Source organism: Vibrio sp. KUL80 (assembly GCF_059725495.1).
On the sequence record NZ_AP045841.1, the window covers coordinates 855054 to 867023 of the forward strand.

General features: G+C 48.9%; 5 protein-coding genes and 1 pseudogene. 4 read left to right on the forward strand and 2 right to left on the reverse strand.

Annotated features, from left to right (window positions below; translation table 11 throughout):
- Positions 1-44 precede the first annotated feature (44 nt).
- The 3 genes and pseudogenes from recC to recD all read left to right on the forward strand — a co-directional run bounded on the left by recC (position 45) and on the right by recD (position 9583).
- Positions 45-3539, forward strand: coding sequence for an exodeoxyribonuclease V subunit gamma (recC, locus tag AC6I8U_RS03905; RefSeq protein ID WP_498017797.1), 3495 nt, complete (start codon positions 45-47; stop codon positions 3537-3539).
- 212 nt (positions 3540-3751) lie between these two features.
- Positions 3752-7421, forward strand: a pseudogene (gene recB / locus AC6I8U_RS03910) (exodeoxyribonuclease V subunit beta).
- Positions 7421-9583: an exodeoxyribonuclease V subunit alpha gene (gene recD, locus AC6I8U_RS03915; RefSeq protein ID WP_498017798.1), complete on the forward strand. Its 2163-nt coding sequence runs from the start codon at positions 7421-7423 to the stop codon at positions 9581-9583. The pseudogene recB and the gene recD overlap by 1 nt, the downstream one beginning before the upstream one ends.
- Before the next feature lie 54 nt (positions 9584-9637).
- Here recD and AC6I8U_RS03920 read toward each other — a convergent pair whose 3' ends face one another.
- Positions 9638-9817: a hypothetical protein gene (locus AC6I8U_RS03920; RefSeq protein ID WP_042477542.1), complete on the reverse strand. Its 180-nt coding sequence runs from the start codon at positions 9815-9817 to the stop codon at positions 9638-9640.
- A 213-nt stretch (positions 9818-10030) separates the two neighbouring features.
- Positions 10031-11368, reverse strand: a complete 1338-nt coding sequence (argA, locus tag AC6I8U_RS03925) for an amino-acid N-acetyltransferase (protein ID WP_498017799.1) — start codon at positions 11366-11368, stop codon at positions 10031-10033.
- A gap of 145 nt (positions 11369-11513) precedes the next feature.
- On the opposite strand from argA, the gene AC6I8U_RS03930 reads away from it, so the two are divergent.
- Positions 11514-11969 (forward strand): DUF2850 domain-containing protein, encoded by a 456-nt coding sequence (locus tag AC6I8U_RS03930; protein ID WP_498017800.1) that lies wholly within the window; start codon positions 11514-11516, stop codon positions 11967-11969.
- The last annotated feature ends 1 nt before the right edge of the window (position 11970 follow it).

The window sequence follows — 11970 nt, forward strand, 5'->3', positions numbered from 1 at the left end:
TGTTAATCTTGTGGTAAGGCAATTAGCGAAAGGCGCGACGTCAGGTGTTCACCGTTTACCACTCAAATCAAATAGATGTGCTCAAGTCTTTATTGGTTCAGCTCATCAAGTTGGACCCACTTCAAAACCCATTTGAGAAAGAACAGATTCTGGTACAAAGCCCAGGCATGTCTCAGTGGCTTAAAATGGCGCTGGCACAAGAGTTTGGTATTGCTGCCAACATTGACTTCCCATTACCCGCGACTTTTATTTGGGATAGGTTTGTTCAAGTGCTCGATGATGTGCCGAAGCGCAGCGCCTTTAATAAAGAGGCGATGACGTGGAAGATCATGCATCTATTGCCAAAGCATCTCGATGACCCAGATTTCGCACCGCTAGCCCAATATCTCAGTGATGATAGTGACGCCTCCAAACGCTATCAGCTTGCTGAAAAAATCGCCGATATTTATGATGGTTATCTGGTGTATCGCCCAGAGTGGATTGCGACTTGGGAAGCAGGACAAAGTGTTGTTGAGCTAGAGGGCGAGCAGCCTTGGCAACCCAAACTGTGGCAAGCCCTTTATGACCATACCGTGGCACTCGAGCAATCGCCTTATCATCGCGCCAACCTTTATGAACATTTCATTGATGAGCTAGAAAGCAATAAAGACGTCAAGACGCATGGTTTAAGCCAGTTGCCCAAACGACTTTTTGTGTTCGGCATCTCCTCGCTGCCACCCCGTTACCTTGATGCGTTAAAAGCGCTAGGGGAACACATCGATGTTCACCTAATGTTTACTAACCCTTGTCGTTTCTATTGGGGAGAAGTTCGCGACCGAAAATACCTTGCTCGATTAGCCGCGGCGAAACGCAAGCAACTGAGCGACCTCGATAGCTTTGCCTCTAGCCAAGACTGGCAAGAGGGGGATTGGGCGTTTGCGCAGCAGCTCAAAGGTGACATCGAGGCGAACGTTGACGATGAGTTGCACCTGTCTGAGGTCGGCAATAGTTTGCTGGCATCGATGGGTAAGTTAGGTCGCGATAATTTATATCTATTGTCTCAGCTTGAATCGAATGAGATAGAAGCGTTTGTAGAAGTTGAGCGCAATACTCTACTGCAAAATATTCAAGCGGATATTCTTAACCTCGACGAGCATCAAGATGACACCTTGCTGTTGTCTTCTGAGCATAAACCCTGCATCGAAGCATCGGACAACTCGCTCTCTGTGCATGTCTGCCACAGCCCAATGCGTGAAGTGGAGGTGCTCCACGATAATCTGCTCGCGATGTTTGACCGTAATCCTGAGCTAAAACCGCGCGACATTATTGTGATGGTGGCGGATATTAACGCCTACAGTCCGGCTATCCAGGCGGTATTTGGTAATGCATCCGGTGAGCGTTATATTCCGTTTTCGATCTCTGACCGTACGGCGGATAAAGAAAGTCCGTTGCTGAATGCGTTCAATCAACTTTTGCAGTTGCCAGAGCTGCGCTGCACCAGCAGTGAAGTGTTGGAACTGCTTGAAGTGCCGGCCATTATGGCTCGTTTCGATATTAATGAGCATGAATTTTCAACCTTGCGCGCGTGGGTCGAAGAGGCTCAAATCCGTTGGGGGATCGATGCTCATACTGCCAGTGAGTTTGACCTGCCAGAATTTGGGCAAAACTCGTGGATGTTTGGTATCTCACGCATGCTAGCTGGCTATGCAATCAGCGAGCAAGCAGGACTCTTAATGGTGGGCGGTGAAGGTATTTCACCTTATGAGCAGACTCAAGGCATGCAGGCGGAAACCGCAGGCAAACTGGCGCAGTTCATTGACAAGTTGGCACACTATCGCAGCGCACTCACTCAAACTATGTCGATATCAAGCTGGCAGCAACACATTAATCAGCTGGTGGATGACTTTTTTGCCGTCGATATTGAAGGCGAGGTCGTCGTGAAGTCGATTCGCGATACCCTGTCTGGGCTCAGTGAGCAGCTTGCAGACGCCCGCTATGATGAGCCGCTATCGCCGAGGATTATTCGCCAGTATTTTCTAGATAAGCTCTCGGGCTCTCGAGTCAGTCAACGATTCTTGGCGGGGCAGGTAAACTTCTGCACACTCATGCCAATGCGCTCGATTCCGTTTAACACGGTATGCCTGTTAGGTATGAATGATGGCGTTTATCCGAGAAGTGTACCGCCAGAGAGTTTTGACTTAATGACGGGACGCACCAAGCCAGGTGACCGTTCTAGACGCGATGACGACCGATACCTCTTTTTAGAGGCGATGTTGTCCGCTCAGCAAACCCTATATATCAGCTATGTAGGACGCTCAATTCAAGACAATACCGAACGTGTTCCCTCTGTTTTGGTCTCAGAGTTATTAGAATACTGCGAGCAAAACTATTGTTTGGTGGGTGATGAGGCGCTTGATGTGGATACATCAGGAGCAAAACTCACTAAGTCACTTTGTCATGAATACCCTATGGTGCCCTTTAGTGCTGCACACTTTGATTCTACGTACGGTATTCAAAGCTACGCAGCGGAGTGGCTGCCTTCGGCATGGCAAACCACACAAGTCGCTGCACAACAAACCAGTGTGCCATTCCATCTAGATCCTATTGATCGGGTTGAAGGTGAGAGAATCGAACTCGATCTCTCTGAGTTGCAGCGTTTTTGGCGTTTGCCCGTGCAGTATCTGTTCAACCGACGCCTACAGGTCAATTTTGATGAAAGCTTACTGGGTATCGAAGATGAAGAGCCGTTTGCATTAAATGGACTAGAGAGCTTTGGCTTACGCAAATCGCTGCTGGATGTCTTGATTGAGCCGGAAGATCAAGCGAACAAGCTGGCTCAATTCAAAGCGCAGCAGAAAGCACAGGGCTACCTACCTGTGAACCAGTTCGGAGAGCTTGAGTTTGCCTCCAACGTGGCTCAGACCCAAGATCTTGCTGAGGCGATAGTTCCGTTAACAGCCAATGAACTCGACGGTATCGAAATCGATATCTCAATTCCTTTGAAAAAAGTGTCAGTGACCCTACAAGGTTGGGTGACCAACTGCTATCAGAGCGGACTGGTGCGCTATCGAAGCGGAAGATTGCGCGCCAGTGACTACCTGGCAGCCTGGATCGATCATCTGCTGGTCTCGGTATCCGGTCACCAGACGCGTACCCACATGCTGGCATACGACAAAAAAGAGGGCGTGGTGCACCGCATCTACCCTGTTATGTCCGCAGATGAAGCGATGAACTACTTAACACAGTTAGTCAGCCTGTTTGTTGATGGTTTAGATAGCCCGTTGAGCTATTTCCCAGAAACCGCATTAGCAGGTATCGAAGCCAACTACAGTCGCGGTCAATGGAGCCCTAGCGATGACAAAATGCTCAGCAAGATGCAGGCGCGTTTTGTAGGGGGCTACATGCAGACAGGTGAAGGGGAAAATGCGTACATTTCTCGCGTATGGAGTGAGTGGAGCGATGCGCTAGCGAACGATGCCAAGCAGTTGGCCCATTTGGTGTTAGAGGCGCCGAGAACAAAGAGTGTGAGTGCTGAAGAATATTACTCGCAGAGTACCTGACAAAGAGGGAGTGGCCGCCAGTCTTTATAATAGTGTGTAGGGAGAGTGCTGGGCGGCCGATGAGGGTCAGAGGGACCCGTATTTCTGCGAAGAATAGTAGGCGTAGCGGGTGATTAAATCCGTGAATAAGATCGCAACTTACATACTAATTAATTATATCTATTTGTTTTGAATTGGATTTTAAGCGTTGGATCACACAGTTGAGTTTGAACATGCAGCCAGAGAATAAAAAGCCAACAGCCCTAGACACCATGACCTTTCCTTTGCATGGTGCTCGTTTGATTGAAGCATCAGCGGGAACAGGCAAAACCTTCACCATAGCGGGTCTTTACTTGAGGCTGCTACTTGGTCACGGTAATGATGGCAGTCAGCATCGTCAGCCACTCACGGTCGATCAGATTCTCGTGGTGACCTTTACTGAGGCGGCGACTGCTGAACTTCGTGATCGCATTCGTGCACGCATACATCAAGCACGTATTGCCTTTGCCCGTGGAGAAAGCAGTGATCCTGTCATCCAGCCGCTGCTGCAAGAGGTGACTGACCACAGATACGCCACTGAGACCTTGCTTCAAGCCGAGAGGCAAATGGATGAAGCCGCGGTGTATACGATTCACGGCTTTTGTCAGCGAATGTTGACACAAAACGCCTTTGAGTCCGGTGCTCGATTCAATAATGAGTTTGTGACAGACGAAAGCCGGCTAAAAGCTCAAGTGGCTGCCGATTTTTGGCGAAGTCAGTTTTATCCATTGAACCTAGAGATGGCATCAGAGGTTCGCAAACTGTGGGCGACACCGAGTGCACTGCTTAGTGATATTAGCCGTTACTTAACTGGTCCTGCGATTACCATGCAGGGCGTTGAGGGTAGCGTCGATATTGCCGCTTTGCACCAAGCCAATCTAGACCGAATCAAGACGTTAAAAGCGAACTGGTTGGCGGTATCCGATGATGTCGTGCCTTGTATCTCGCAATCCGATGTGAATAAACGCAGCTACACCAAAAAATCGCTTCCTAGTTGGGTTGAAGGTATTACTCATTGGGCTCAGCAAGAGACTCTCGATTATGGTTTGCCAAGTGCATTAGAGAAGTTTTCTCAATCGGTACTGATTGAAAAGACACCAAAAAGGTGAAGCGCCTTCGATGAGCGTTTTTGCAGAGATAGAAGCGTTCTTGGCAGCGCCTCCTGAGCTAAAAACACCTCTGTTGGCAATGGCGATCCATCAGTGCCGAACGCGTCTTGCGCTGGCGAAAGAGCAGAAGCAATGGCTGTCGTTTGATGACCTACTGACTCAGCTTTCAGCCGCGCTGGATCTGGAGTCTGGTGACATGCTAGCTGAGAAAATTCGCACTCAATTTCCAGTTGCGATGATTGATGAGTTTCAAGATACCGACCCGCTTCAGTATCAGATTTTTAGCTCAGTCTACTTAAGCCATCCAGAGTGTGGTTGGTTTATGATCGGTGACCCAAAGCAGGCGATTTATGGCTTCCGTGGGGCGGATATTTTCACCTATATTCAAGCCAGAAATCAGGTGGTTGATCACTACACTTTAGGGACCAACTGGCGCTCCAGTGAGCGTATGGTTAATAGCGTTAATACGCTTTTTGATCGCGCGGATTCGCCGTTCCTTTATGACAGCGATATCCCATTTTATCCTGTGAATGCGAGCCCGAAAGCGGGTGGTCGCCAATGGCAAAAAAGTGGCGAAGCGCAGCCAGCACTGCAGTTTTGGCTCCAAGAAGCGGAAGCGCCACTACCAAAAGGTGACTACCAGCAGCACATGGCTGCTGCAACAGCGCAACACATCAAAATGGTGCTTACCGAATCGCAAACCAGCGATGTGGTGTTGGCGGATGGCGATAAGCAGCATCCAGTCGAGGCGGGTGATATTGCCGTGCTGGTAAGAACTGGTAGCGAAGGGCAACTTATCAAACAAGCTCTGGCGGAGCGAGGCATTGCCAGCGTCTATTTATCCAATCGCGATAGTGTGTTTAGCAGCTCAGTTGCTGAAGATATGCTGCGCTTAATGCAGGCGATATGGTATCAAGACGATGAGCGCCTGTTAAAAGGGGCATTAGCATCTGAGCTATTTGCTTTGCCCGCAAATGAGCTAGACGGCCTCAACAATGATGAAAACCTGTGGGAGCAGGTTGTTGGCGAATTTCGCGATTACCGACAGCTGTGGCAATTGAGGGGCGTATTGCCGATGCTGCGCTCAGTGCTGTTTAAGCGTGAGATGTCGAATCGATTATTGTCCACGGTGGGGGGCGAGCGCCTACTGACCGACTATTTGCACCTCGGTGAGCTGCTGCAAGCGGCGCGACAAGATGTAGAGAGTGATACAGCCTTGCTGCGTTGGTTCGCTCAATCCATTGAAGATGCCAAGCAAGGGCTTGGTGGGGGCGATGACCACATTCAGCGCCTCGAGTCAGAGCGAAATCTCGTTCAAATCATCACCATACATAAATCTAAAGGGTTGGAATACGACCTCGTCTATTTGCCGTTTGCTGTCAGTTATCGTGAGGCGATGGAGGCGAAGTACTATGATGAGCAGGCTAAGCAATCCATTCTCGATCTAAGAAAGTCAAAAGAGGCACTGGCTCAGGCAGACAAAGAGCGCTTAGCGGAAGACCTACGACTCATCTATGTGGCCCTTACCCGCGCCGTTTACGCTTGCTTTATCGGTATCGCACCGCTTAGAAATGGACGTTCAACCAAAGAGCCAACCGGCGTTCATCACAGTGCGCTGGGTTATCTGGTTCAAAATGGTCAAGAGCTCGGTGTCAGTGAGCTAGGCGCCATGCTTGCTGAGCTGGCGAACCATTCCGGTGATATTGCGGTGACAGCGCCGCCAGAGCCTGATGACTCACGCTATCAAGCGCCTCAAGCTGAGCTTTCAGAGCTAAGCGCGAAAGAGCAAACGCAAGACATTGACCGCGATTGGCGTCTCACCAGTTACTCGGCCCTAGTGAAGCAGAGCAGTCACGGCAGTAGCGATGAAGTCTTTATAGAAGAGTCGGGCTTGGATATTGACTCTTCCGATGATGAGCAGCTTGACCCACTGCTAGAGCCAGAGAAAACCATCTTCCATTTCCCGAAGGGAGCGAGGCCCGGTACCTTCCTCCACACGGTGTTTGAAGAGATTGAGTTTACTGAACCTGCTGGCTCTGAAGGCAACTCGCAAATCATGGCTGAGCTACTTGAAAAAGAACAGTATGACCCTGAGTGGCTGCCTGTACTGATTGAGCTGGTGGATCAAGTGATGAACACGGCCTTGGATGGTGATGCACTGTTTTTAAGAGATAAGGGCATTGATAAGCGTTTGGTTGAGATGGAGTTTTTGCTGCCCATTGATGTTTTGGATGCGCCATCCCTCAACCGAGTCATCCAAAGGCATGATAGCCTGTCAGCAAGAGCTCATGAGCTTGGCTTCTACACCGTAAAAGGCATGCTTAAAGGCTTTATCGATTTGGTGTTTGAGCATCAAGGTAAGTACTTTGTACTCGATTGGAAGTCGAACTATCTGGGCGATGATGTGAGCTGTTATCAACGCTCACAGCTTGAGCATGCCATGGTCGATCATCGCTACGACTTACAGTATCAAATTTACGCTTTAGCTCTGCATCGCTTTTTGAAAACACGTATTCCAAATTATGACTACGACACGCATGTTGGCGGGGTTTATTATCTATTCTTGCGAGGTATCGAGCCTAATTCAGATTCGGGGATATTCAGTGCTCGCCCAACAAAAGCCATGATTGAGGCGTTAGATGGTTTGTTTTTCGGAGCACAACCCTCTCACAATCAAGGTATTGAATGCGCAGAGAGTAATGAAACTGATGCTACTACCGATGGAGAAAATCAACAAATGGGGCTTGGATTTTGATGACGACTAGCCGAACGTTCGCACAGTGGATTGAGGGTTTAGTTGCGAAGAAGTGCCTAAGACCACTCGATTATCAATTTGCAAAGTTTGTTGCCTCGATAGAGACCCAATACCCTGATGAAGTCATGTGGTTGGCAGCATTGGTGAGCGCTCAATTAGGTCAGGGCCACATATGTGTCAATTTAGACAGTGACCTCACTGAGCAGGCGTTGATGCCTTCACCGGATTTGATAGGTCTCTACGGCGCGGCGGCAGCCCCTCTAGAGGATAAAGTTGCCAAGGTTGATTGGTCAGCAGTCATTGATAAGGCATCAACCATTAGCCTGCTTGAGGCAGAGAATGCACAATTGGCGACAGTGACGCCTTTAGTTTGGCAGCATCATCGTCTTTATTTGCAGCGCTATTTTGCCTACGAACAGACCATTGCCGAGCGTTTGCTCGCCATGGCCACCCCTATTGAGCTTTCAGCTTCGCAGATTCAATCTGCGGCGACCATGCTTGATCAGCTATTCGCGCGCGAGTATCACTACCTTTATTCTGCGCTAGCCAATCAATCGAAAGGGTCGAGTAATCAGGTCTCACGCCAGCAGATCGTGTGTGACTTTCTCGATGTGATAGATGAGCAAGCAATAGATTGGGAGCGAGTAGAAAGTACTTTAAGTGATGCGCGCTCCGCATCCGACTTACAGCCTCTAGACAACGTGATACCTCTAACGGCTTGCCTCAACTGGCAGAAAGTGGCAGCGGCCGTGGCTCTGACTAGGCGCTTTGCGGTGATTTCTGGTGGGCCTGGAACGGGTAAAACCACTACAGTCACCAAATTGCTTGCCGCTATGGTCAATCAGGAGAATCAACAGGGAGAGTCACCGACGATTAAGCTGGTGGCGCCAACGGGTAAGGCAGCCGCGCGATTGACGGAGTCCATTGGTAAGGCCGTTGACTTATTGGCTTTAGACCCTAATCTCAAGGCGAGTATTCCGACCGAATCAAGTACGCTGCATCGCTTATTAGGTGCTATCCCTGGGCGAGTTGAATTTAGACACAATCAATCCAATCCACTGCATTTAGATGTGTTGGTACTCGATGAAGCCTCCATGGTCGATCTGCCGATGATGCATCGACTGCTGGATGCTCTGCCTGCTCATGCGCGGCTGATCTTGCTAGGTGACAAAGATCAGCTCGCGTCAGTAGAGGCTGGGGCCGTGCTGTCTGATATTTGTGATTTTTCATCGCATGGCTACAGTGCAAAACAGAATGAGCGTATCCGTGCCCTTACTCAGTTTGACTGTCAGCGTGGCGAGGTGGAAAAAACGTCGGTTTCGCCATTGGCAGATAGCTTATGTGTGCTGCAAAAAAGCTATCGCTTCGATGCGCGCTCTGGCATTGGACAACTTGCTAAGCAGGTGAATGCTGCGAGCAGCAGAGGCTTTGAGCAAGTCTGGCAAAAAGGGTTCGATGATATTGAGTGGATGGCGCTAAGCGGAGATAGTTATCAAAAGCTCATCGATCGTTTGGTGCGCGCCTACCAGCCTTACTTGATGGATGCGAGAAATGCTTCGCCCGCGAGTGAGTCATTAGAGAGCCACGAGGCGTTAGTGAATTGGCAGCAATCATTGGCTCGTTCGGTTTTGGATGCCTTTGCAAAAGCCAGATTGCTCTGCGCGGTTCGTGATGGTGATTTTGGGGTGACAGGACTAAACCAGCGCACCGAATCTCGCTTGAAACAGCGCGGATTGATCCCCCGCGGTGAGGAACTTTGGTATGTTGGCCGACCACTAATGGTGACAAAAAACGACCATGGTCTTGGGCTTTATAACGGTGATATTGGTATTTGTTTATGGGACTTTAGTGCTGATACACCAAGGCTTAAAGTGTTCTTTGAACTGTCTGATGGAAGTATCAAGTCAGTACTGCCAAGCCGAATGCCAGAGCACGAAACGGCCTATGCAATGACCATCCATAAATCTCAGGGCAGTGAGTTTGCCCATACCTTTATGATTTTGCCGGCTGATTTTAGTCCGTTGTTGACCAAAGAGCTGATTTATACTGGTATTACGAGGGCTAAATCGCGTTTTACCTTAGTCGCAGATGGCAAAGTCGTTGGTAAAGGTATTCGTCATAAGACGTTAAGGCACAGTGGGTTAGCGCTGAGGTTGGGGTAGTTTAGGTAAGGCGAGAAACAATGCCTACCTTCCATGGCAGTGCATTCTCGATGTCTAGTTAAAGACTTCGGAATAGGTGATGTCGTTGATCCGATACTGCTCTTGGTAAACCTTCATTAGTGATTTGACCTTTTCGGATACAGGGAAGACACAATGGACATTGTGTCCTTCTAGGAAGTGGTTTTCTGCCATGTCCCAGAAGCTTTGAATAGAATTGCAAATAACTGTTCGCATAGATGTCACTCTTAGGGTTTTGGTGTTCACCTAGCAATCCTTGCACTGCCCGCCAGCTTGTTGCTTTTTGGGAGTCCTGTCACACTTACTGCTGTAACTTGGGCGAATTTTAGACAGTTATTGGCGAGTTGTAAAACAATTTGTGCCAATTAATGACGGCAATCGATTTCATACAACCAATTGTCGTCATCAATGGAATCTGAGCGCAATTTACTAGACGGTGACGGAGAGTATTTTCGAACGACGCTGTAAATTGTATAAGTCCTGTTTGGCCATCGGCAGCGACTCCACACCCACTTCAAAGAAGCCTTGTTCCCTAAACCAGTGCAGACTATGGGTGGTGAGCACGAAGATATGCTCTATCCCCTTCATTTTTGACTGCTGCTTCATATGATTAAGTAATAATACGCCTCGGTTACCATCACGATAGTCGGGGTGAATGGCAACGCAGGCCATCTCTGCCATTTTCTCTTGCAGATAAGGGTAGAGGGCGGCGCAGCCAATCACTAAGCCATCTTTTTCTATGATGGTGAATTGGTGTATCTCTTGCTCGAGTTGTTCTCTAGAGCGGCGGACCAGTATCCCTTTTTCCTCGAGCGGCCTAATGAGTTCAAAGATGCCGCCGATATCATCAATATCGGCTTGTCTGACTTGCTCAGCGCTCGCCATGACGATTTGAGTACCGATACCATCGATAGAGAACAGTTCTTGGATAAGGGCACCGTCAATTTTGTAACTGATCAGGTGGCAACGTGGAATACCCGCTCGGCACGCAGACTGCGCACCGCGCAGAAAGCGCAGCGTGCCACTGCTTTGACCTTCGTCAGCAAGTTCATTGGCTTCAAATTTCTCAATAAGCTCATTGACTTCGCTTGGAAACAGCTCAGCAATGGCATTGCCTGCTTCATCAAGTACACCTTGCTCAGAGCAAAAGCCAATCAGTTTATCGGCATTTAATTTGATCGCGACTTGGGTCGCCACTTCTTCAGAGAGAAGGTTAAAGGTTTCTCCGGTCACGGAGCCAGCCACAGGCCCTAGCAGCACAATAGAGCCCTGGTCGAGAACTTGGTTAATGCCTTGAATATCGATACGGCGAACACGACCGCTGTGGCAATAGTCGATGCCGTCATCTACGCCCAGCGGTTGAGCAATAACGAAGTTGCCGCTGACCACATTAAGTTGGTTGCCCGCCATTGGGGTGTTATTGAGGCTCATAGAGAGGCGTGCGGTGATATCAAGTTGAAGACGCCCCGTGGCCTGCATAACGTAGTCGAGACACTTCTCCGTCGTGACTCGAACCCCTTTGTGATAAGGGCAATGACAATCGTTATTCTCGAGTAGCTGATTAATTTGAGGGCGAGCGCCGTGGACCAATATCAGTTTGACACCAAGGCTGTGCAGCAATGCAATATCGCTCACAATATTCGTGAAGTTTTTGTCAGTGAATGCTTCACCGCCCAGCATGATAACCATGGTTTTGTTGCGGTGTGCATTAACGTATGGAGTGGACTGCCGAAATCCTTTTACTAAGGCGGTACTACGGATCTTCACAATAATTACTCTGAGATTATTTATGTTGAAATAATGACTTTTTATTCAAGGGCGCGCAAGGAAAATTTTGATTAAGCGTTGAGATGAGGTTGCTCATGCAAACCATAGGTGACAATATGAGTAAGGAAGCACAAAAAGGCAGATTATGAGTGACGGCAAAGAGAGTAGTATTGTCAGCGGCGTGAGCGTGAATGTGGCTCAAAAGAGCGCGGTCAAACCTAATAAATGGCTGGAGCGAACATTAATCTTGCTCGCGCTGGTGGGCACCTTTGCGGTGGTTGGTCTGTATCAGGATCTATTTGGTCGCGTTCATCAACAGATTAACCCTAAAGCGGCGGTGTATGGCTTGTGGCAGGAGAAAGATGTCGCTCCGTTTGCCAGAGAGTCGTTTGAGCTCGGAGAAAACCGGGTAGTGATCAATAACAGAGTTGTGGCGACGTCATTTGAGATGTCTTCATCAGAACTTTGGTTTAACGTTGGCGTCACTGAATATCGTTATCAGTTTCTTGATAGAAACAAGACAGAAATTCGCCAGCTGTCACCAGCGCACTACAAGCCCACGTTCGTTTTGTCAGGAAAACACAAAAAAGACCTGAGATAAC

Excerpts from the sequence above, each read along its gene's own strand:
- AC6I8U_RS03920 (WP_042477542.1), bottom strand. The coding sequence starts at position 9,817 with ATGCGAACAGTTATTTGCAATTCTATTCAAAGCTTCTGGGACATGGCA.
- recD (WP_498017798.1), top strand. The coding sequence starts at position 7,421 with ATGACGACTAGCCGAACGTTCGCACAGTGGATTGAGGGTTTAGTTGCG.
- AC6I8U_RS03930 (WP_498017800.1), top strand. The coding sequence starts at position 11,514 with ATGAGTGACGGCAAAGAGAGTAGTATTGTCAGCGGCGTGAGCGTGAAT.